General features: G+C 64.7%; 18 protein-coding genes. 11 read left to right on the top strand and 7 right to left on the bottom strand.

The genetic code is table 11. The features are described 5' to 3' along the window. Positions 1 to 60 precede the first annotated feature (60 nt). On the bottom strand, positions 61 to 1,689 hold the full coding sequence (locus tag ATB98_RS08720) for an MFS transporter (RefSeq protein ID WP_066872028.1): 1,629 nt from the start codon (positions 1,687 to 1,689) through the stop codon (positions 61 to 63). 315 nt (positions 1,690 to 2,004) lie between these two features. Between ATB98_RS08720 and rimP the strand changes: the two genes are divergently transcribed. The 10 genes from rimP (at position 2,005) to ATB98_RS08770 (ending at position 15,664) form a co-directional block, all read left to right on the top strand. After that, positions 2,005 to 2,622, top strand: coding sequence for a ribosome maturation factor RimP (gene rimP, locus ATB98_RS08725; protein WP_066872031.1), 618 nt, complete (start codon positions 2,005 to 2,007; stop codon positions 2,620 to 2,622). Between the two features lie 45 nt (positions 2,623 to 2,667). Beyond that, positions 2,668 to 4,284, top strand: coding sequence for a transcription termination factor NusA (gene nusA / locus ATB98_RS08730; RefSeq protein WP_066872034.1), 1,617 nt, complete (start codon positions 2,668 to 2,670; stop codon positions 4,282 to 4,284). Between the two features lie 5 nt (positions 4,285 to 4,289). After that, a complete protein-coding gene (locus tag ATB98_RS08735; protein ID WP_066872037.1) occupies positions 4,290 to 4,997 on the top strand; it encodes an RNA-binding protein in 708 nt (235 codons plus the stop codon). Positions 4,998 to 5,102: 105 nt separating this feature from the next. Then, positions 5,103 to 7,772 carry a translation initiation factor IF-2 gene (gene infB, locus ATB98_RS08740; protein ID WP_066872041.1) on the top strand — a complete coding sequence of 890 codons (2,670 nt, stop codon included), beginning with the start codon at positions 5,103 to 5,105 and terminating at the stop codon, positions 7,770 to 7,772. Positions 7,773 to 7,996: 224 nt separating this feature from the next. Beyond that, entirely contained in the window at positions 7,997 to 8,404 is a 408-nt protein-coding gene (gene rbfA / locus ATB98_RS08745) for a 30S ribosome-binding factor RbfA (protein WP_066872044.1), read from the top strand. A 9-nt stretch (positions 8,405 to 8,413) separates the two neighbouring features. Further along, entirely contained in the window at positions 8,414 to 9,349 is a 936-nt protein-coding gene (gene truB / locus ATB98_RS08750; protein ID WP_066872047.1) for a tRNA pseudouridine(55) synthase TruB, read from the top strand. A 342-nt stretch (positions 9,350 to 9,691) separates the two neighbouring features. Further along, complete coding sequence (locus ATB98_RS08755) at positions 9,692 to 11,416, top strand: sensor histidine kinase (protein ID WP_066872050.1); 1,725 nt, start codon at positions 9,692 to 9,694, stop codon at positions 11,414 to 11,416. 192 nt (positions 11,417 to 11,608) lie between these two features. Further along, positions 11,609 to 11,878 (top strand): 30S ribosomal protein S15, encoded by a 270-nt coding sequence (rpsO, locus tag ATB98_RS08760; protein ID WP_066872052.1) that lies wholly within the window; start codon positions 11,609 to 11,611, stop codon positions 11,876 to 11,878. Positions 11,879 to 12,287: 409 nt separating this feature from the next. After that, entirely contained in the window at positions 12,288 to 14,441 is a 2,154-nt protein-coding gene (gene pnp, locus ATB98_RS08765; protein WP_066872055.1) for a polyribonucleotide nucleotidyltransferase, read from the top strand. A 206-nt stretch (positions 14,442 to 14,647) separates the two neighbouring features. After that, positions 14,648 to 15,664, top strand: coding sequence for a class I SAM-dependent methyltransferase (locus ATB98_RS08770; RefSeq protein WP_066872058.1), 1,017 nt, complete (start codon positions 14,648 to 14,650; stop codon positions 15,662 to 15,664). A gap of 266 nt (positions 15,665 to 15,930) precedes the next feature. Here ATB98_RS08770 and fabI read toward each other — a convergent pair whose 3' ends face one another. Genes fabI through fabA form a run of 3 tightly spaced genes read right to left on the bottom strand, consistent with a single transcriptional unit; the run spans position 15,931 to position 18,531 of the window. Beyond that, positions 15,931 to 16,737 carry an enoyl-ACP reductase FabI gene (fabI, locus tag ATB98_RS08775; RefSeq protein ID WP_066872061.1) on the bottom strand — a complete coding sequence of 269 codons (807 nt, stop codon included), beginning with the start codon at positions 16,735 to 16,737 and terminating at the stop codon, positions 15,931 to 15,933. Between the two features lie 4 nt (positions 16,738 to 16,741). Continuing rightward, the gene (gene fabB, locus ATB98_RS08780) at positions 16,742 to 17,962 is read right to left on the bottom strand and encodes a beta-ketoacyl-ACP synthase I (protein WP_066872064.1); all 1,221 of its coding nucleotides are present in this window, start codon (positions 17,960 to 17,962) and stop codon (positions 16,742 to 16,744) included. 53 nt (positions 17,963 to 18,015) lie between these two features. Continuing rightward, positions 18,016 to 18,531, bottom strand: a complete 516-nt coding sequence (gene fabA / locus ATB98_RS08785; protein ID WP_066872066.1) for a 3-hydroxyacyl-[acyl-carrier-protein] dehydratase FabA — start codon at positions 18,529 to 18,531, stop codon at positions 18,016 to 18,018. 379 nt (positions 18,532 to 18,910) lie between these two features. On the opposite strand from fabA, the gene irrA reads away from it, so the two are divergent. Further along, the gene (irrA, locus tag ATB98_RS08790; RefSeq protein ID WP_066872069.1) at positions 18,911 to 19,333 is read left to right on the top strand and encodes an iron response transcriptional regulator IrrA; all 423 of its coding nucleotides are present in this window, start codon (positions 18,911 to 18,913) and stop codon (positions 19,331 to 19,333) included. 47 nt (positions 19,334 to 19,380) lie between these two features. On the opposite strand, the gene ATB98_RS08795 is transcribed toward irrA, so the two are convergent. The 3 genes from ATB98_RS08795 to ATB98_RS08805 form a co-directional block, all read right to left on the bottom strand. Continuing rightward, the gene (locus ATB98_RS08795; RefSeq protein ID WP_066872072.1) at positions 19,381 to 20,016 is read right to left on the bottom strand and encodes a trimeric intracellular cation channel family protein; all 636 of its coding nucleotides are present in this window, start codon (positions 20,014 to 20,016) and stop codon (positions 19,381 to 19,383) included. 270 nt (positions 20,017 to 20,286) lie between these two features. Next, entirely contained in the window at positions 20,287 to 21,075 is a 789-nt protein-coding gene (locus tag ATB98_RS08800) for a YdcF family protein (protein WP_066872074.1), read from the bottom strand. Between the two features lie 80 nt (positions 21,076 to 21,155). After that, positions 21,156 to 22,310, bottom strand: a complete 1,155-nt coding sequence (locus tag ATB98_RS08805) for a DUF262 domain-containing protein (protein WP_066872077.1) — start codon at positions 22,308 to 22,310, stop codon at positions 21,156 to 21,158. Positions 22,311 to 22,695 lie beyond the last annotated feature (385 nt).

The raw sequence follows: 22,695 nt of genomic DNA on the forward strand, positions 1-22,695 counted from the left end.
GAGCGGCAGCAACCGGCACGCGACTCCGATACTGAACGCCAGGTTATTTCGTGCCCGCCCTCAATGCATCTCCACCGGCCGCTTGTAGCGCTCGTAGTGCCCCGGAACGATCGTCTGCCGTTCGATCATGCGGTGGACGCGCGGCGGCTGTTCGCCGCGGTGGAGCGCCGTGAGCCTGTCGCCCACGGCCGCATCCGCCTGCGTGCGGCGCTGGTTGTGGCGGACATATTCGACCCAGGTCGGCACGTGATAGGTTTCCGTCCAGGTCGTCGGGTTCTCGAGGTCGCGCATCAGCGCCCAGTGCCCCGCCCCGTCGCGGATGCGGATGCGGCGCCGTTCCGCCATAGTCTTCAGGAATTCCGGGATGTCCTCCTCGGCGATATCGTAGTCGATCATCACGACGATCGGGCCGCTGCGCGGCTTGAGGTCGAGCTCGAGCAGCGGCTCGTTGAAGCGGTTGAGCGGATCGAGGTTCAGCGACTTGAATTCCGGCAGCGAAAACCGCAAGCCGATGGCAATGCCGGCGAGCATCAGGAGACAGGAGCCGAAGAGCGCATTGGCGGCGCCGTATTCCTCGGCCGCCGCGCCCCAGAGCCAACTGCCGCCGGCGATCCCGCCGAAGGTCGTGGTCTGGTAGAGCGAGAGCGCCCGGCCGACCACCCAGCGTGGCGTGGAAAGCTGCACGGTGGTGTTGAAGAGCGACAGCGCCAGCACCCATGAGGCGCCGGAAACGGTGAGCACGAGCGAGGTGAGCCAGGCCTCCGAGCTGGTCGCCGTGACCGCCGCGCTGAGGGCGAAGCCGGCGAAGGCGAGCCGCACGATCGCCTCGCTCGAGAGAAACTCCCGCAGCCGTGCGCTCAGCAACGCGCCGCCGATCGCTCCGAGGCCGAAGGCGCCGAGCATGATGCCATAGGTGAGCGGCCCGCCGCCGACGAGATCGCGGGCGACGAGCGGCAGGAGTGCCAGGATGGCGCTTGCCGAAAGCCCGAAGGCGAAGCCGCGCATGAGCACCTTGGCGATATTCGGCGACATCGCCACGTAGCGCAGGCCCGCCGAGATGGCGCGGCCGAGCGTTTCGCGCGGCAGCCGGCTCTCCTGAACGGCCGGCCGCCAGCGGAAAAGCGCGAACAGGATCGCGAAATAGCTGAGCGCGTTGACGGCGAACGCGGCCGCAGCACCGGCGGCCGCGACGATCGCGCCGCCGATCGCCGGGCCGACGCTGCGGGTGATGTTGAAGCCCATGCTGTTCAGCGCGACCGCCGCCGGCAGGTCGTCGCGCGGAACCATGTCGCCGACCGAAGCCTGCCAGGACGGGTTGTTGAGCGCGGTGCCGCAACCGATGAGGAAGGTGAAGGCAAGCAGCAGCCACGGCGTCACCAGCCCGAAATAGGCGCAGACCGTCAGCAGCGCCGAGACCGCGAGCATGAAGCCCTGCGCCGTAAGCATGATCCGCCGCCGGTCGAAATTGTCGGCGAGCGCGCCAGACAGGAGCGAGAACAGCATGATCGGCAGCGAGGTCGACGCCTGCACCAGCGCCACCATGTTCACCGATTGCGAGATGGAGGTCATGAGCCAGGCAGCACCGACCGCCTGGATCAATCCGCCGAAGTTGGAGGCGAGGCTTGCGATCCAGATGGTTCGGAAGATGTCGTTTCTGAACGGGGCCAGCGGCGAAATGCGGTTCGTCACCTCGTGATCTCTTTCATTTGACGATGAAGCCGGGGTGCTCTCGTTATAAACCTCGAAATGCGATGCGCCAGCCGCTGAAACTTGCGATCGGGCCCGCTGTGGCGCTCTGAATTGCTCAATCTCCTTGTCCTTGAATCTTGGTCGATTGAAGGAGACGTGCGGCAAAGGTCCGGCCGATTGCGCATCGCCGCCACAAGCCTTGCAATTTCCGGCGATGAAGCGTATATGAGCCTCAAATTCTTGATCGGTAGATGAAGAGTGGGGCCGGAAGGACCCGCTCTTTTTTATTAGCCGGTCCGATGAGGAGACGAGCGTTTGTCCGATCCGACAACGGCTGAAAATCAGAATGAACCGCGGCTGATCACCGAGACCGGTCTCGACCGGCGCATCGCCGACATCATCGAGCCGGTGCTGGTGCAGATGGGTTTCCGCCTGGTGCGCGTGCGCATGTCCGGCCAGAACGGCCTGACGCTGCAGATCATGGCCGAGCGCAACGACGGCACCATGACGGTTGAGGATTGCGAGGAAGTCTCGAAGGCGATCTCGCCGGTCCTCGATGTGGAAGATCCGATCGACAAGGCGTATCATCTCGAAGTATCGTCGCCGGGCATCGATCGCCCGATGGTGCGCCGTTCCGACTTCATCCGCTGGCAGGGCCATCTGATGAAGTGCGAGACCTCGGTCATGGTCGAGGGGCGCAAGCGGTTCCGCGGCAAGATCGTGGCGGTCACCGAGGAGGGTTTCAGCCTCGAGCGCGACCAGCCTGCCTATGGCGAGGAGGCGACCGTCGCCGTTCCGTTCACCGCCCTTTCGGAAGCGCGGCTGATCCTGACGGATGACCTGATCCGCGATGCGCTCACGGCCGACAAGAAGGCCAAGGCTGCGCGTGCCGCCAACGAAAACTTCGAAGACGAAGACAAGGACATCGAATAAGGCAGAAGGCGCCTTCGTGGCCTCTGCAACAGACGGAGACAAGATATGGCAGTCAGTGCTAACCGGCTTGAGCTTCTGCAGATCGCAGATGCCGTCGCCCGCGAAAAGGTGATCGACCGCGAGATCGTTCTGGCGGCGATGGCCGATGCGATCCAGAAGGCGGCTCGCTCGCGCTACGGTTCGGAATCGAACATCCGTGCGGACATCAATCCGAAGACCGGTGAAATCCGTCTCCAGCGCCTTCTCGAAGTGGTCGAACACGCCGAGGACTACTCGACGCAGATCCCGCTCGAGCTTGCCCGCGACCGCAACCCGGACGCCAAGCTCGGCGACTTCATCGCCGACCCGCTGCCGCCCATGGATTTCGGCCGCATCGCCGCTCAATCCGCCAAGCAGGTGATCGTCCAGAAGGTGCGCGAGGCCGAGCGCGATCGCCAGTATGAGGAATTCAAGGACCGCGTCGGCGAGATCGTCAACGGCACCGTCAAGCGCGTCGAATACGGCAACGTCATTGTCGATCTCGGCCGTGGCGAAGGCATCATCCGACGCGACGAGATGATCCCGCGCGAGAACATGCGCTACGGCGACCGCGTCCGCGCCTTCGTCTACGACGTCCGCCGCGAGCAGCGCGGGCCGCAGATCTTCCTGTCGCGCACCCATCCGCAGTTCATGGTCAAGCTCTTCACCATGGAAGTGCCGGAAATCTACGACGGCATCATCCAGATCAAGTCGGTCGCCCGGGACCCGGGTTCGCGCGCCAAGATCGCCGTCGTCTCCAACGATTCCTCGATCGACCCGGTCGGCGCCTGCGTGGGCATGCGCGGCTCGCGCGTCCAGGCGGTCGTCGGCGAACTCCAGGGCGAGAAGATCGACATCATCCCGTGGTCGCCCGATCCGGCGTCCTTCATCGTCAATGCGCTGCAGCCGGCCGAAGTGACCAAGGTGGTCCTCGACGAGGATGCCGAGCGTATCGAGGTCGTGGTTCCGGACGAGCAGCTTTCGCTGGCGATCGGCCGCCGCGGCCAGAACGTCCGGCTCGCTTCGCAGCTTACCGGCTGGGATATCGACATCCTGACCGAGCAGGAGGAGAGCGAGCGCCGCCAGAAGGAATTCAACGAGCGCACCCAGCTCTTCATGGACGCGCTGGACGTCGACGAGATGGTCGGCCAGGTGCTTGCCTCCGAGGGCTTTGCCCAGGTGGAAGAGCTCGCCTATGTCGAACTCGACGAGATCGCCTCGATCGAGGGCTTCGACGAGGAGACCGCCACCGAGATCCAGACCCGCGCCCGCGAGTATCTCGAGAAGATCGAGGCGGAGATGGACGCGAGGCGCAAGGAACTCGGCGTTGCCGACGAGCTGCGCCAGATCGAGGGCATCACCGGCCAGATGCTGGTGGCTCTCGGCGAGGAAGGCATCAAGACGGTCGAGGATTTCGCCGGCTGCGCCGCCGACGATCTCGTCGGCTGGACCGAACGCAAGGACGGCGAGACCAAGCGCTTCGAGGGCATTTTCTCGAAGCTCGAGGTCACCCGTGAAGAGGCCGAGGCGATGATCGTCCAGGCGCGGCTGGCGGCCGGCTGGATCACGGAAGAGGATCTTGCGAGGAACGAGGAGCAGGAAGAGCCGCTCGACGTCGCTGAAGGCGCGGATCAGGACGCCTGATCGCGATGATCATGGAAACCGAAGCCGGTGCGCTTCCTTCGGACACCCTGCCCTCGGACAGGGGGCCGAAGGACCGGAGCGCGGCGAGCCGGACCTGCATCGTCACGCGCCAGAACGGCTCCCCCGATGAGCTGATCCGCTTCGTTGCCGGACCCGACGGACGTGTCGTTCCGGACCTGAAGCGGCAGCTTCCCGGGCGCGGCTGCTGGGTCGGGGCAGAGCGGCGGCTGGTCGAGAAGGCGGTGGCGAAGAAGCTCTTCGCCCGCGCGCTCAGGGCCGACGTCAAGGCGGATGCGGCGCTTGCCGGCGAGGTGGAGCGGCTGCTCGCCGAGCAGCTTGCCGGGATGATGAACATGGCGCGCAAGGCGGGCCAGTTCGTCTCCGGCGCGACGAAGACGGAACAGGCGGTGCGGGGTCTCGCGGCGCTCGCCGTCTTCCATGCGATCGATGCCGCCGCCGACGGCGTGCGCAAGATTGACCAGGCTCGCAAGGCGATGAGCTTCGTGAGCGACGACGAAACGGAGATACCCGCCTTCCGCCCCTTCACGGCGGCGGAAATGGAGGGACTTTTGGGAAGTAATGCCTTTATCCATGCCGCAGCGCTTGCGGGGCAGGCGGGTGAAGGTGTAGTGAAGCGCGCAATCATGCTCGAAAAGTACCGAGGATCCGTCCCGGTCCGGGCCGAAAGCGGCGCTGACAAGCCACAGCAATGACGCGCGTCACCGGCAGCGGCCGGCATAGCGAGCGTCGTTTGAGACAATTTGGAAGACGGGGTCAGGAGTTTCGTATCCGGCCCTGATCGCTAGGAACGGAACGGAATGACCGACAGCAAAGACGACAAGACTCTCAGCGTAGCGGGCAAGAAGACGCTGACCCTCAAGCCCTCCGGGGTGCAGCAGGGGACAGTGCGCCAGGACATGGGCCGCGGTCGCACCAAGGCGGTCGTGGTCGAAACCAAGAAGACACGCGGCCTGACCCGGCACAAGGACGAGCGGCCGATCACGCCGGTGAGCGCGACGCCTGCCGCCCGGCCGGCCGAGCAGCGGCCGGTTCCGCCGCAGCCGTCGGGGCGCCCGGCGCCGCAGCCGCAGCCGCACCAGCCGCGTGCCGAGCAGAACCGGCCCCGCGTCGGCGTCGTGCTCAACGACCTCTCGGCCGGCGAGATGGAAGCCCGCCGCCGCGCACTGGCCGAAGCCCAGGTGCGCGATGCCGAGGAGGCCAAGCGCCGCGCCGAAGAGGAGGCCCGCCGCCGTCGCGAGGAAGAAGAACGCATCGCACGCGAGAAGGAAGAGGCCGCTCGCCGCGCCGCCGAGGAGGCCGCGCGGCCGGCCGTCGTCGAAGCGGAGAGGGCCGAAGAAACGGTCGAGGCAGAGCGTCCGGTCGTTGCCGAGCGCCGTGCCGAGGCGCGTCCGCAGCCCGCCCGTCCGGCGCCCGCGGCGCCCCAGGCGCCGGCTGCTCCCGGGGCGGCCCTTCGCGGTCGCCGCGGTCAGGAGGAGGAGGATGAGCGCCCGCGCGGCGGAGCCGGGCCGGCGCGCGGCAAGGTCACGCGTCCCGAGCCGGCAAAGCCTGCGCCCCGCGCCAAGGGCGACGAAGGCCGCCGCCAGGGCAAGCTGACGCTGACGGCTGCCGTCGACGAGGACGGCGGTCAGCGCGGCCGTTCGCTTTCCGCCATGCGCCGCCGCCAGGAGAAGTTCAAGCGCAGCCAGATGCAGGAAACCCGCGAGAAGATCTCGCGCGAGGTCGTCCTGCCGGAGACCATCACGATCCAGGAACTGTCGCAGCGCATGTCCGAACGTGCCGTCGACGTCATCAAGTTCCTGATGAAGGAAGGTCAGATGATGAAGCCGGGCGACCTGATCGATGCGGACCTCGCCGAGCTCATCGCCGGCGAATTCGGTCATACGGTCAAGCGCGTCTCCGAGTCGGACGTCGAAGAGGGCATCTTCAACGTCGCCGACGTGGAGGAGAACATGGTGCCGCGTCCGCCGATCGTGACGATCATGGGCCACGTCGACCACGGCAAGACCTCGCTGCTCGACGCGATCCGGCACGCCAATGTGGTCGCCGGCGAAGCGGGCGGCATCACCCAGCATATCGGCGCCTACCAGGTCGAGCAGAACGGCCAAAAGATCACCTTCATCGACACGCCCGGCCACGCCGCCTTCACGGCGATGCGCGCCCGCGGCGCCCAGGCGACGGACATTGCCGTCCTCGTCGTCGCGGCCGATGACAGCGTGATGCCGCAGACGATCGAATCGATCAACCACGCCAAGGCGGCCAACGTGCCGATCATCGTGGCGATCAACAAGATCGACAAGCCGACGGCGAACCCGCAGAAGGTCCGCACCGAGCTGCTGCAGCACGAGGTCTTCGTCGAATCCATGGGCGGTGAGGTCCTCGACGTCGAGGTTTCGGCGAAGAACCAGACCAACCTCGACAAGCTGCTCGAAGCGATCCTGCTGCAGGCCGAAATCCTCGACCTCAAGGCCAATCCCAACCGGACCGCCGAAGGCACGGTGGTGGAAGCCGAGCTCGACCGCGGCCGCGGTGCGGTTGCCACCGTTCTCGTCCAGAAGGGCACGCTGACGCCCGGCCAGATCATCGTCGCGGGCGACCAGTGGGGCCGCGTGCGCGCGCTTGTCAACGACAAGGGCGAACACGTCAAGGAAGCAGGCCCCTCGATGCCGGTCGAGGTTCTCGGCCTTTCCGGCACGCCGGCGGCCGGCGACAAGTTTGCCGTCGTCGAGAACGAAAGCCGTGCGCGCGAGATCTCCGAATACCGCCAGCGGCTTGCGCGCGAGAAGATGGTCGCGCGCCAGTCCGGCTCGCGCGGCTCGCTCGAGCAGATGATGAGCCAGCTCCAGGCCTCCGGCCTGAAGGAGTTCCCGCTGGTCATCAAGGGCGACGTGCAGGGCTCGATCGAAGCGATCGCCGGTGCGCTCGAGAAGCTCGGGACGGACGAGGTGCGCGCGCGCATCGTCCATTCCGGCGCCGGCGGCATCACCGAGTCGGATATCTCGCTCGCCGAGGCCTCGAACGCGGCGATCATCGGCTTCAACGTGCGCGCCAACAAGCAGGCGCGCGATGCGGCCGAGCGCTCCGGCATCGAAATCCGCTACTACAACATCATCTACGATCTGGTGGATGACGTTAAAGCGGCGATGTCCGGCCTGCTTTCGCCCGAGCGGCGCGAGACCTTCCTCGGCAATGCCGAGATCCTGGAGGTGTTCAACATCACCAAGGTCGGCAAGGTCGCGGGCTGCCGCGTCACCGAGGGCAAGGTCGAGCGTGGCGTCGGCGTCCGCCTGGTGCGCGACAACGTCGTCATCCACGAAGGCAAGCTCAAGACGCTCAAGCGCTTCAAGGACGAGGTCTCCGAAGTCCAGTCCGGCCAGGAATGCGGCATGGCCTTCGAGAACTACGAGGACATCCGTCCCGGCGACACGATCGAGTGCTTCCGCGTCGAGCATGTGACGCGGACGCTGTAAGCCCGATCCCGCAAATGAGATTGTGCGGGCGCCGGATCAGTTCCGGCGCTCGTTTTTTAGGAGCGGGATGGGAGGGCGTAAGCGGTTTTCGCGTCGCCCCATCCCGCGTCTCTGCAAATCAAAGTGCTACGGCGACCTTTGCGCGTCTGATAGGAAGCGCGGCGCTGTAGGGAACCGACCGAAGCGATCTTGAACCGGGATCGTGGCGGTCCAGGACAAGCATCATGACCAGATCCACATCCTCCGCCCCGTCCCAGCGCATGCTGCGCGTCGGCGAACAGGTGCGCGCCGCGATCACGCAGGTGCTGCAGCGCGGCGAAGTGCGCGATCCGCTGATCGAAAAGACGGTGATCTCCATCTCGGAGGTGCGCATGTCGCCCGATCTCAAGATCGCCACGGCCTATGTGACGCCGCTCGGCGTCGCCGACCATGCCTCGGTGATCGAGGCGCTGAACCGGAACGCCAAGTTCATCCGCGGCCGGCTCGGGCCGCAGCTCCGGCAGATGAAATACATGCCGGACGTCCGTTTCCGCGACGATACCAGCTTCGAAAACTACCAGAAGATCGACGAGCTCCTGCGCTCGCCGGAAGTCAGCCGCGACCTCGATCGCGATGGCGGCGACGAAGAATAAGAAAGATCCATGTCCAAACCGCGCAAACCCAAGGGCCGGCCGATCTCGGGCTGGCTGATCCTCGACAAGCCGCTCGATTTCGGCTCCACCGAGGCCGTCTCCAAGATCAAGTGGCTGTTCAAGGCACAGAAGGCGGGCCACGCCGGCACGCTCGACCCGCTCGCCTCCGGCATGCTGCCGATCGCGCTCGGCGACGCGACGAAGACCGTTCCTTATGTGATGGATGGCCGCAAGATCTATGAGTTCACCGTCGCCTGGGGCGAGGAGCGCTCGACCGACGACCTCGAAGGCGACGTCGTCCGCTCATCGTCCGAGCGTCCGGGCGAGGAGGCGATCCGGGCGCTGCTGCCGAAATATACCGGCGTGATCAGCCAGGTGCCGCCGCAGTTCTCGGCTATCAAAATCGACGGCGAGCGCGCCTACGATCTTGCCCGCGACGGCGAGACCGTCGAGATTCCGGCCCGCGAGGTGGAGGTCTTCCGCCTGGCGCTGATCGGCGCGACGCCGCATCTCGCCCATTTCGAGATCGAATGCGGCAAGGGCACCTATGTCCGCTCGCTCGCCCGCGACATGGGCCGCGACCTCGGCTGCTTCGGGCACATCGCGTCGCTCCGCCGCACCTTCGTCGCGCCCTTCGGCGAGGAGGACATGGTGCCGCTCGCCGATCTCGTCGCCCTGGAGAAGATCGAGGACGATGCCGAACGGCTCGCTGCGCTCGACGCGTTCCTGATCGACACCGGCGAGGCCCTCTCCGACCTGCCGCACGTCGCCGTCAACGACGACCAGGCGCACCGCCTGAGGATGGGCAATCCGATCATCCTGCGCGGCCGCGACGCGCCGCTGCCGGCGCCCGAGGCCTACGCCACCGCCCGGGGCAAGCTCGTCGCGATCGGCGAGGTCGCGGAGGGCGAGTTCCGGCCGAAGCGGGTGTTTGCCGGCAGCTGATCGCGCCGCTGGCTCATGCATGTCCCAAAAGTGTGCAGCGTTTTTCGGCAGCGGCATGCACGAAAACGAGAACTTCAAGCCGTCCCATGCGTTCATTCCCGGTGCACCACAGCAGCGTAACCGGGGGTGGCGGATGCCGCTTTTCGCTCTCTTCTGCAACCGCTGGGCGGCAATGGACTGTTGTCGTGCCCTGTGAAATTGCGACGCGCCTAAGGGTGGCGTTTCGCTTTAAGGTCGCTATATCCGGCACAGGCGGCGTATACTTGTGCTGTGAAGCCGGCGGGCGGATGAGGGGCACAGGCGGATGTCGCTGGCAGCGTGACGACGCGAAAGGCAGCCCCGGTGGACGAGGTGACAGGGAAGAAACTGGAAAGCGCTCCGCCCGGCGGCCTGCAGGCCGCCGCCAGATTCGTCCGCCACTATCTCCGGCGGCCGTTCAGCTTCTATCTGCTCTCGCTGCTCCTGGTCGCGATCGTTCCCCCCTTCATTTTTTCCCTCGTGATCCTCAAGCGCAACGTCGATGCGCAGGAAGAGGTCGTCAACGCGTTGCTCAAGGCCTCGACCGGCTCCGTCACGCGCATCGTCGAGCGCGAGGTCGAGGGCAAGCTGACGACGCTCAAGGTGCTGTCGACGTCCGGCGTCGTGGAGCGCGGCGACATGCAGGCGCTTTACGATCACGCCTCCGTCGCGCTGGCGAGCACGGGTGCCGATCTGGTGGTCATCGATCGCGATCTCCGGCAAAGGTTGAACACGGGCCTCCCCTTCGGCACGCCGCTCGGGCCCGCCGGGGATCCGAAAACGATCGAGCTTGCCTTCAACAGCAAGGGGCCTCTGGTTTCACGCGTGTTCTTCGGCCGTGAGGAAGGGCGCTGGGTCTTCGGCGTCTACCTGCCGGTCCGGCCCGCGGGTGGCGCGTCCTATATCCTCGGCCTGACCCAGGATGCCGCCACCATGGCCAAGGCCGTCAATCCGGCGACCCTCCCGCCCGGGTGGGAAGCAGCGCTCATCGACGGCGAGGGCAAGGTGATCCTCTCGTCGGACGCGGCCGTGAAGACCGGCGCCCCGTTTTTTCTCGATAAGCTTCCGCCGCTCAGCATCGGCGTCGGCAATGTCCGGGAAAACGGCGTGAGCTACCGTGTGGCGGCCGAATTCTCGATGGTTACCGGCTGGCGCATCATCGCCTGGGCCCCGCGCGAGATCATCGACGCGCCGGTGCGCTGGTCGTTTCTGTGGTTGTCGCTCGGCGGCCTCCTCTTTGCCGGCATCGCCGTCGCCGGTTCGCTGACGATTGCGCGGCTGCTCACGCAAGGCGTCCGGCTGCTCGCCATGGACGCCCGCCGCCTTGGCGCCGGCGAGCCGGTCGAGGCCCGCCGCTACATGATCACGGAAGTCGAGGCGGTGTCGGCGGAGCTGGCACGCGCCGCGACCGCCCGTGCCAAAGCCGAGGGAGAAATCCGCCTGCTGATGCGCGAGGTCGTGCATCGCGCCAAGAACCAGCTCACCGTCATCCAGTCGATGTTGACGCAATCTGCCAATGCGGCGGAGGACACCACGGATTTCGTCGAGGCGTTCAACAAGCGCCTCTCGGGGCTTGCCCGCTCGACCGACCTGATGATCGCCAACGCGACCCTCGGTGTCGACTTCCGCGAGCTTGCGCGCAACCAGCTTCAGCCCTTCATGCCGGAGGACCCCGATCGCGTCGTCCTCTCCGGCCCCGACCTGCGGCTGGACGCGCAGATGGCGCAGACGCTGGGCATGGTGCTCCATGAACTGGCGACGAATGCCATCAAGCATGGGGCGCTCGCCAATGCACAGGGTACGATCACGCTCGAATGGTCGCTGTCGGCGGGCGCGATCGAGATTTGCTGGCGCGAGGCCGGCGCGGACATTCCCCGGACGGCGAAAGCGGCCCGCCGGGGCTTCGGAACCGTCGTGCTCGAGCGCATGCTCGGCAAGGCGCTCCACGCTGAGCTTGAAAGGACGATGCATCCGGACGGCATCGAATGGTGCATCCGCGTGCCGCGCGCCGGCGAGCGTGAAGCGTCGCCGGATCGCGAGGCGCGGTAGCGAAATGTCGGGCGGCCGGGCGCCGGGCGCCCGGCGCAAACTTGCCCCTTTTTCATGACCCTTTCCTTTTGGATCGGTTTCGGCTATAGGCACGCCAGCGAAAGGCGCCGCCTCTTCGCGTGAACGGCCGCGGCTGGACGACATCCCGGCTGCCGGCGACCCTCAAAATCCTCGAGACGAAAGGATCATCCGATGTCGATCACTGCCGAGCGCAAGGCGCAGCTCATCAAGGAATTCGCAACCGCCGAAGGCGACACCGGTTCTCCGGAAGTACAGGTTGCGATCCTGACGGAACGGATCAACAACCTGACCGAACACTTCAAGGACCACAAGAAGGACAACCATTCCCGCCGTGGTCTTCTCGCGCTGGTTTCCAGCCGTCGCTCGCTCCTCGACTATCTGAAGAAGAAAGACGAAGCGCGCTACACCAAGCTGATCGGTGCCCTGGGCATCCGTCGCTAAACGACTTGTCCGGCGGGTCGCTTCGGCGGTCCGCCGGCTTTTCTTCTAAATGCAGCGCCCACGCGTCTGGCACGCGAAACGTCGCTGCAGCACTTTCACGGGCGCTTGGTCGCCCGATCGTTTGTCTCTCCCCAGGGGCGCCGAAGGCGCGATGAGCGGGGGAGCCGTCCAGCGGACCGGATGGGCCGGGATCGCGGATCAACCGATGGCCCGTCATGGGGCAGGATTGCAGGGTGCTTCGGCGCCTGCTTGCCGGAGCGGCTGCCGCGGGCAGTGCGGCATGCGGTTAAGCGGCCGGTTCTTTTTGAAGCCTCCCGTTGTCTTGCCCGTGATGCGCCACACCAGGCGGTTTCGAGATCGTCCGCGCTTCATGAGCCGCGGAAGGTCTGCCGCACACGAAGGACAGAACATGTTCGAGACCCACAAGGTAGAAATCGAATGGGCTGGGCGTCCGCTCAAGCTCGAAACCGGCAAGATCGCCCGTCAGGCAGACGGTGCCGTCCTCGCCACCTACGGCGAGACGGTCGTGCTCGCCACGGTGGTTTCGGCCAAGGCGCCGAAGCCCGGCCAGGACTTCTTCCCGCTGACCGTCAACTACCAGGAAAAGACCTATGCGGCCGGCAAGATCCCGGGCGGCTATTTCAAGCGTGAGGGCCGCCCCAGCGAAAACGAGACGCTGGTATCGCGCCTGATCGACCGGCCGATCCGCCCGCTCTTCCCGGAAGGCTACAAGAACGACACCCAGGTCATCATCACGGTCATGCAGCATGACCTCGAGAATGATCCGGACGTCGTCGCGATGGTTGCCGCCTCCGCTGCGCTGACGCTTTCCGGCGTCCCCTTCATGGGCCCGGTCGGCGGCGCCCGCGTCGGCTACATCAACGGCGAATACGTCCTGAACCCGCATATCGACGAAATGGACGAATCGGCGCTCGACCTCATCGTCGCCGGCACCCAGGACGCCGTGCTGATGGTCGAATCGGAAGCCAAGGAGCTTGCCGAGGACACCATGCTCGGCGCCGTCATGTTCGGCCACAGGGGCTTCCAGCCGGTAATCGACGCGATCATCAAGCTCGCCGAAGTCGCCGCCAAGGAGCCGCGCGAATTCGAGCCGGAAGATTCCTCCGCTCTCGAGCAGGCCATGCTGGCGATTGCCGAACAGGACCTGCGCGCAGCCTACAAGATCACCGAGAAGACCGCGCGTTATGCCGCCGTCGATGCGGTCAAGGCCAAGGTGAAGGAACACTTCCTGCCGGAAGGCATCGAGAACCCGGCGCATACGGCGGAAGAGATCGCCGCGGTCTTCAAGCACCTGCAGGCCAAGATCGTCCGCTGGAACATCCTCGACACGCAGAGCCGCATCGATGGCCGCGACCTCGTCACGGTCCGCCCGATCGTTGCCGAAGTCGGCCTCCTGCCGCGCACGCACGGCTCGGCGATCTTCACCCGCGGCGAGACGCAGGCGATCGTCGTCGCCACGCTCGGCACCGGCGAAGACGAGCAGTATGTCGATTCCTTGACCGGCATGTACAAGGAAAACTTCATGCTGCACTACAACTTCCCGCCCTTCTCGGTCGGTGAAACGGGCCGCCTCGGCTCGCCGGGTCGCCGCGAAATCGGCCACGGCAAGCTCGCCTGGCGCGCCATTCACCCGATGCTGCCGACGGCGGAGCAGTTCCCCTACACGCTGCGCGTCGTTTCCGAGATCACCGAATCGAACGGCTCCTCCTCGATGGCGACCGTCTGCGGCACCTCGCTGGCGCTGATGGACGCCGGCGTGCCGATCGCCAAGCCCGTCGCCGGCATCGCCATGGGCCTGATCAAGGAAGGTGACCGCTTCGCCGTCCTCTCCGACATTCTCGGCGACGAGGATCACCTCGGCGACATGGACTTCAAGGTCGCCGGCACCGAGGCGGGCGTCACCTCGCTGCAGATGGACATCAAGATCGCCGGCATCACCGAGGAGATCATGAAGGTCGCGCTCGATCAGGCGAAGTCCGGTCGCGTCCACATCCTCGGCGAGATGGCCAAGGCGATCTCCGAGAGCCGCGGCCAGCTCGGCGAATTCGCACCGCGCATCGAAGTCATGAATATTCCGGTCGACAAGATCCGCGAAGTCATCGGCTCCGGCGGCAAGGTCATCCGCGAAATCGTCGAGAAGACCGGCGCCAAGATCAACATCGAGGACGACGGCACGGTCAAGATCGCCTCGGCCTCCGGCAAGGAGATCGAAGCGGCCCGCAAGTGGATCCACTCGATCGTCGCCGAGCCGGAAGTCGGCCAGATCTACGAGGGCACGGTCGTCAAGACCGCCGATTTCGGCGCCTTCGTCAACTTCTTCGGCGCCCGCGACGGCCTCGTCCACATCTCGCAGCTCGCCTCCGAGCGCGTCGCCAAGACGACGGACGTCGTCAAGGAAGGCGACAAGGTCTGGGTCAAGCTCATGGGCTTCGATGAGCGCGGCAAAGTCCGCCTCTCCATGAAGGTCGTCGACCAGGCGACCGGCAAGGAAATCGCCGCCGAGAAGGCCGAGAAGAAGGACGGTGGCGAAGCGGCCGAGTAAGCCGCAAGCCACCCCTGCTCCGAAAACACCCCTTCCCAACCCCTCCCCACAAGGGGGAGGGGCTTTTTGCGCCTCGCCCTCCGTGGCAATCGCGACGACCGCGCATGCGGCACCGTTGATTGAGGAACGAGCGGCCGCGTCAACGAAGCCCCGCCCCTTGTGGGAGGGGTTGGGGAGGGATTCTTCCGAACGACGGAAATGGATCCATGAGCCGCGACGCGCTGAAAACCCTGTTCCACCCCTTTGCCACCGGCATCGTCGATCCGCCGGGCGAGGGCGGGCGGGTGCTCTTTCTGGGCGCCGAGGCGGGCTACCGGCTGCCCGAGGGCTTTGCCGCGTCGCTCTCCGCGGTCCAGCCGCTGAAGTCCCTCCATCGAGCCCTGCAGGGCGCTGGCGCCGAGGTGGCGCCGGTCGCCGCCGGGGAGGGCTACGACGCGGCGCTGGTGCTCTGCGGCAAGCACAAGGGCGAAAATGAGGACCGCATCGCCGAGGCGTTGAAGCGCACCCGCGCGGGCGCCCTGGTCATGGTCGCGGGCGGCAAGGAGGACGGCATCCTGCCGCTGCGCAAGAAGATTGGCAAGTTCGGCTGGGAGGGGGATTCGCTCCCCAAATATCACGGCGTCGCCTTCTGGTTCACACGTCCTGAAGACGTTTCCGAGGCCGTGGCGAAGCTCGCGAAGGTTCCGGTGCGCGTCGACGGCCTCTTCGAGGCGGCGCCCGGCATGTTCTCGCATGACCGAGTCGATGCCGGCTCGGAACTGCTCGCCTCGCGTCTGCCCAGCGATTTCACCGGCCATGCCGCGGATTTCGGCGCGGGCTGGGGCTATCTCTCGGTGAAGCTCGCCGAGGCCGCGCCGAAGCTCAAGGGCATCGACCTGTTCGAGGCGGACTACACGGCCCTCGAGGCTGCGCGCGCCAACATGGCGGCGAACGCCCCCTCGACGCCCGCCCGCTTCTACTGGCACGACCTGACGGCCGAGGAGACGCGGGACAAATACGACCTGATCGTCATGAACCCGCCCTTCCATGAGGGCCATGCCGCCGAGCCGGCGCTCGGAGCGGCGATGATCAAGGCCGCCGCCAAGGCGCTCAAGCACGGCGGCCGGGTGATGCTGGTCGCCAATCGCGGCCTGCCCTACGAGCAGGTGCTGGCCGAAAACTTCAAGGAAAGCGGCGAGACCTGCCGCAACGCACGCTTCAAGGTGCTCTGGGCGAAGCGCTGAGATTGGGATAGGGCGCTACCCCTCCCCACAAGGGCCCACAAGGGGGAGGGGCTTGATCTGCCGCACCGCCTCATTCGAGTTTGACCGAGCATTTGCAGTCAGGTGGGATCACCTGGCGAACACAAGAGATAGAGCGGCGGCGCGAACGCATGTGAGCGCATCCCGCTTCCCGCGAAATCGAATTGTGCGAAAGAATGTCGGCGCATGCCGCGGCGGCAAGCCCCTCCCCCTTGTGGGGAGGAGCTGGGGAGGGGTCTTCTTTCTCGCTATTCGGCGTCGGCTATCCGCAGCGTCTCGAGCGTCGGCATCGAGGTGATGTTGTAGCCGGAGTCCACGTAATGGATCTCGCCGGTGACGCCGCGCGAAAGGGGCGAGAGCAGGTAGAGTGCCGAGCTGCCGACGTCCTCGATGGTGACGGTGCGGCGGAGCGGCGAGTTCTTCTGCTGCCAGGAAAGCATGGCGCGCGCGTCGGAAATGCCGGCGCCGGCGAGCGTGCGGATCGGGCCGGCGGAGATCGCGTTGACGCGGATGCCGCGCGGGCCGTAATCGGCGGCGAGGTAGCGCACCGAGGCTTCGAGCGCCGCCTTGGCGACACCCATGACATTGTAGTTCGGCATCACGCGGACGGAGCCGCCATAGGTGAGCGTCAGCATCGTGCCGCCGTCGCTCATCAACTCGGCCGCGCGCTTCGCAATCTCGGTGAAGGAGAAGCAGGAGATCACCATGGTGCGGCTGAAATTCTCCCGCGTGGTATCCGCGTAGAGCCCCTTGAGCTCGTTCTTGTCGGAGAAGCCGATGGCGTGGACGATGAAGTCGAGCCTGCCCCAGCGCTCGGCAATCGCGGCGATCGTTTCATCGACGGAGGCGATGTCCTCGACGTCGCAGGCAAGCACGAAGTCGGACCCGACCTCGGCCGCGAGCGGCTTGACGCGCTTGCCGAGAGCCTCGCCCTGGTAGGTGAAGGCAAGCTCGGCGCCCTCGGCGGCAAGCGCCTTCGCGATTCCCCAGGCAATAGAATGGTTGTTGGCGACACCCATGATGAGGCCGCGCTTTCCGTTCATCAGTCCGTTCATCGTGTTATCCGTTATAGCGCTGGAAGACGAGCGTCGCGTTTGTGCCGCCGAAGCCGAAGGAGTTGGACAGGACCGTGTCAATCTTGGCGTTGTCGATGCGCTTGCGCACGATCGGCACGCCTTCGAATTCCGGGTCGAGCTCGCTGATATGCGCGCTTTCGCCGATGAAGCCGGCCTGCATCATCAACAGCCCGTAGATCGATTCCTGCACGCCGGCCGCACCCAGCGAATGGCCGGTCAGCGACTTGGTCGACTGGATATGCGGTATCTTCCCGCCGAAGACCTCGCGGATCGCGCCGATCTCCTTCTGGTCGCCGACCGGCGTCGAGGTGCCGTGGGTATTGATGTAGTCGACGTCGCCCTTCACGGTCGCGAGCGCCTGGCGCATGCAGCGCACGGCGCCTTCGCCCGAGGGGGCGACCATGTCGTAGCCGTCGGAGGTCGCGCCGTAGCCGACGATCTCGGCATAGATCTTGGCGCCGCGTGCCTTCGCGCGTTCCAGTTCCTCGAGCACGACGACGCCGGCGCCGCCGGCGATCACGAAGCCGTCGCGGTTGACGTCATAGGCGCGCGAGGCGGAAGAGGGCGTGTCGTTGTACTTCGACGACATCGCGCCCATCGCGTCGAAGAGGTTGGACATGGTCCAGTCGAGATCCTCATGGCCGCCGGCGAACATCACGTCCTGCTTGCCCCACTGGACCATCTCGGCGGCATTGCCGATGCAGTGCGCCGAGGTCGAGCACGCCGACGAGATCGAGTAGTTGACGCCGTGGATCTGGAACCAGGTCGCAAGCGTGGCCGACGCCGTCGAGGACATCGCCTTCGGCACCGCGAAGGGGCCGATGCGCTTGGGGCTGTTGTTCTTGCGGGTGATCTCCGCGGCTTCGACGATAGCGCGCGTCGAGGCGCCGCCCGAGCCCATGATGATGCCGGTGCGCTCGTTGGTGATGTCGGAGGCTTCGAGCCCCGCATCGGCGATCGCCTGCTTCATCGCCACGTGGTTCCAGGCGCCGCCCTGGGAGAGGAAGCGCATGGCGCGGCGGTCGACGAGATCGGTCGGGTCGAGCGTCGGTGCGCCCCAGACCTGGCACCTGAAGCCGTGTTCGGCAAAATCAGGCGAAAACGTGATGCCGGACTTCGCATCGCGCAGCGACGCGGTGACTTCGTCGGCATTGTTGCCGATCGAGGAAACGATGCCGAGGCCCGTTACAACAACCCGTCTCATGGTAGATGACCTTTTCTTCGATTGGATCCGTGCGGGGACAGAGGGCCCGCCGTTCAGTCGGCCTTTTCCTGGAAGAGGCCGACCCTGAGGTCGGTGGCCTTGTAGATCGTCTCGCCGTCGGCCTTCATCCAGCCGTCGGCGATGCCGAGGACCAGGCGGCCGCGCATCACGCGCTTGAAGTCGATGCCGTACTCTACCAGCCTGGTCTTCGGCGTCACCATGCCGGTGAACTTCACCTCGCCGGTCGAGATCGCCCGGCCCTTGCCGGGCTCGCCGAGCCAGCCGAGGAAGAAGCCGGTCAATTGCCACATGGCGTCGAGGCCGAGGCAGCCGGGCATGACGGGGTCGCCCATGAAATGGCAGGGAAAGAACCAGAGGTCCGGCGTGATGTCGAACTCGGCACGGACATAGCCCTTGTCGTGCGGGCCGCCGGTTTCGGAAATCTCGGTGATGCGGTTGAACATCAGCATCGGCGGCAGCGGCAGCTGCGCATTGCCGGGGCCAAACATTTCGCCTCGGCCGCAGGTCAGGATTTCCTCATAGCTGAAGCTGGATTGCCTGGTGGTCATCAGTGGTTGCTTCCCCGATAGTACGTGTTCTGCGAACTGCTTTAGAGCAAGTTCGGTCTGAATTGAAGCGTAGCCTGTATCCGCGGCTACCGTGCCGGCTGCAGTTCGTGATCTCTTCCAAGTAGGGCGGAATGCCGGCGAAAAAACCCCCGCCGGACGCCTCGCCTCCCGCTCTCCGTGGCGACATCGCTTTGCCGTCGCTTACAGTATGAATGTGGCGGCGACCAGAGTTAAATGCCGCCCTTCCCCTGCTTTGGGCCGATTTTCAGGCGTTTGCGGCCGTTGGAGGACCGGAATCTATTGAAAGCGCCGGCGCCAGAAGTTATATCGCAGACAGATAATCCAGGGATTTCGGCAGGAATATCGGAACGGGCTGCGCATGACGAAAGCAACGGACATGTCCTCGCAGGAAAGGCTGCGCAACTCGGGCCTGCGCCCGACGCGCCAGCGCGTGGCGCTCGCCGACCTGATCTTCGCCAAGGGCGACCGCCACCTGACGGTCGAGGAACTGCATGAGGAAGCCGTCGCCGCCGGCGTGCCGGTATCGCTCGCGACCGTCTACAACACCCTCCACCAGTTCACCGAAGCCGGCATGATCCGCGTTCTCGCCGTCGAGAGCGCCAAGACCTATTTCGACACCAACGTCTCGGACCACCACCACTTCTTCATCGAGGGGCAGAACGAGGTCCTCGACATTCCGGTGAGCAACATCCAGATCGACAATCTCCCCGAGCCGCCCGCCGGCATGGAGATCTCCCATGTCGACGTGGTGATCCGCCTGCGCCGCAAGTCCGAGCGCTGATCGTTCGGGCAGCGGAGCGTCAGGCTTCGTAACACTCGGAACCCTCGTCACATCACGTCGCTCGGGTCGCGGCCGGGGCCGGCCTTGCCGGTCGGCAGCGTCCAGCCGTATCGAAGCGCGCCGCCGCGCACGGCAAAGGCGGTGACGACGCCCAGCGCCGAGGTCGCGGCCAGCGGCATGCCGACGATCGTCGCGCAGACGAAGACGCTGGCGCCGACGAGCGCGGCGGTGACGTAGATTTCCGGCCTCAGCAGGACCGACGGCTCGCCGGCGAGCAGGTCGCGCAGGATGCCGCCGAAGGTCGCCGTCAGCATGCCGGTGACGACGGCCACGGTCGGCGAGCCGGTCGCCGCCAGCCCCTTGGCCGCACCCATCACGCAATAGGCCGAGAGGCCGACCGCATCGAGCCAGACGAGCATCCGGTAGCGCGATTCGAAGCGGTGCGCGGTCAGGAACATCAAAAGCCCGGCCGAAGCGCAGACGATGAGATAGGCGGGGTTCCGCACCCAGAAGACCGGCGTCGCGCCGAGAACCACATCGCGCATGGTACCGCCGCCGATGCCCGTGACGGAGGCGAGGAACAGATAGCCGATGATGTCGAGCTGCTTGCGAGAGGCCGAAAGCGCTCCGGTCGCCGCGAACACGGCGACGCCGGCATAGTCGAGGATTTCAAGGATCGGCATGGACGCTCCGCTCTGGACTGCGCCGAGAGGCTCGGCGCGATCCGCGATCCTTAGCGCAATGGCGGGAATAAGTCCGGGGCACGCCTTGCCTTGCAAGCATATGTGTCACCGCTCGAGGCGAAGCGCTCGCCCCGCTCTCTCTCCGTTCTGACCCGTTCTGGCGGGGAGAGGGGACGCCAGAGGCGGCCGCGTATCCCTTCGCCCCGCCTGCGGGGAGAAGGTGCCGGCAGGCGGATGAGGGGGCGCCTCGTCGGGCCACAACGGCCGCCCCTATCTCGGCAGCAGCGTCTGCGTCCGGCCGAGCAGATAATAGGCGAGAAGCCCGGTCCATTCCTTGGCGGCGGTCGTCGCCAGTTGCGCATTGAGCGAGGGCTGGGTGAAATCGAAGCCGAGCCGCACCTTGCCGCTCGTCCGATAATCCGCCGGCCAGGGCAGGACCTCGATGCCATTGGCGCGGAAGAGCGCGACCGAGCGCGGCATGTGATAGGCCGATGTGACGAGCGCGCAGCGCTCCATCCGGTGCTTGGCGAGCAGATCACGGGTATAGAGCGCATTCTCGAAGGTCGTCCGCGATTCTCCCTCGCGGATCAGCCGATCGGCGCCGATGCCGAAGGTCTTGAAGAACCCCTCCGACGCCTGCGCATCGCCCTCGTAGAGCCCGCTCAACGACCCGTCGCCGCCCGAAACGAGGATGCGTGCGGCTGGATAAGCCCGGGCGAGCCGCAAGGTCTCGACGAAGCGCTCCGCCGCCTGGTTGAACTCCATCCCGCCCCGGCTGGCGATCACCACATTCTCGAAGGCGCCGCCGAGCACGATGATGCAGGAGAGCTCCGCCGGCTCCGGCGCGGGACGCCGAAAGCGATTTTCAAGGATCTGCAGGAAGTAGGAGCCGGCGGTGGTGAAGAGGGTGACGAAGAGGACGACGAGCCCGAGCGAGGCGAAGACACCGCCGCTGCGGCGGAACCGGGCGAAGATCAGCAGCACGCCGATGAGTACGCTCATGAAGGCGAGGGACAGCGGCTGAGCGACGAGCCAGAAGATCTTGGAGGCGAGAAACATGGGGTCCAAAACTCTTCTGCTAAGTTGGCTATGAGTTCGCGAAGCCAAATGTCAAGATCATTCTCCGAGCTTGCAAAACCTCAGGTGCCAGCGGTTGGAAATACCAGAAGATCCCTAAAGGCGTCCCCTCGTAAAACCCGCTCGGGCCGATTGTTCACGGCTTCTCGAGCAGCGATTTGGAATTCCCTCGGAGGATCGGCTTCGAAAGCAAGCAGTTTTTCCCTTGTATCTGCCGTATCCAGGTTCGCAAGTCTGTTATCCAAAAATGCGAGCTCACAAACCATGGAGAAGAAGTTCGCCTTGTTCCACCAGATACTACGTTGTGGCAGGTTGAATTCTTCAATGATCCGAGCCACGCGGTTCATTTTTTCGAGAACCTCGTCGGCTTCCTCAAAACTCTCCGAATACGTTTCAAGAAACTCCTTTACCTTTGAATTTCGACCGTAGTATCCTCCTAAAATAGTTGCCATCACGTTGAGAACAAACATAAGTGGTACTTTACGTTGATACTCATAGGGCGAGAAAACGTCGTGCTCAGCCATGACGCGGGCAAAGTCACCCCCCACTCTCGTCATAAGAAAATCCCACTTTTCTTCCGAAATACCGGGGTCCCGTAGGAAGGAATTCGCGTCCACGTCATCTTTCGCGTCCGGCAACTCGTTTGCGTCGAATACATCCAGTGCTGCCTGCATTTCCTCCTGGGCGGTTTCTGGCGAGGAGATGTCCCCACACAAAACCCGAGCTAAAAGGAGAAATTCAGAAGCGCTGTACTCTGTAGCGATGCGCTCAATCGTGGACAGCGAATAGAACGTGCGATTAAGACGTTTGAAGACGTCCTTAAGGCGCGAATCTCCTGCATCAAGATCAAAGTCAATCACAGGTACTTCATACTTGATGAACGCCGTTTTTTCCTCGTTCTCCAACTGGGAAAAGTAACGACCATTCACCGGGAAAGCGTCAGCCGCGAATTCCCTAATTGCACTCAACCGCTGTTGTCCATCTACGACGCACGTGTAGGCAGTCATCGTGTTTACGTCGATTGGGCCGCGTGCCAAGAATATCTGCGGAAACGGTAATCCCGACAGAATGGTGTCTATGAAGTCGTGTTTGTGGGCTTCCCGCCAAACCAAATTACGCTGAAAGTAAGGCGATATTATTAGTCGCCCGCTACGCAACATTGCGATGAGATCTCCAATTTCCCTGGACCTCACTTGGTATTTAAGTTCATTTTGCATGACTTTCACCTACGATATGATCGAGCGCCGATCCTTGCTTCCAACAAAAAGAGTACTCATTTACATAGATCGCCAGCGTGATTGATTTGAAAAGCGACCGATGTTGCACGCTCAGGGAATTCAAGAATTTAAGCGTCTCGGCGCGTAACTCGCCTTTTGGAAGATACTTGGTGAATATCATACCTCGACGGAGCAGCTGATCCTTGAGTCGTTCCGCGTGGCTCGGTTCCGTGAACCGGCTTAGGTCGTTGAAGGCGTAGGTAGTCGATAAGACGTATTGCCAATATCTCTGAAAGAGACCGCTATTGAACCGCGCCGGGTTTGCCGGAGGCCGGTTGGTTTAAGTTATGCGGCCATGGCTGGCTCGTCCAGCATGGCGTAATAC

The sequence above is a fragment of the Sinorhizobium saheli genome (assembly GCF_001651875.1).
GTDB lineage: Bacteria > Pseudomonadota > Alphaproteobacteria > Rhizobiales > Rhizobiaceae > Sinorhizobium > Sinorhizobium saheli.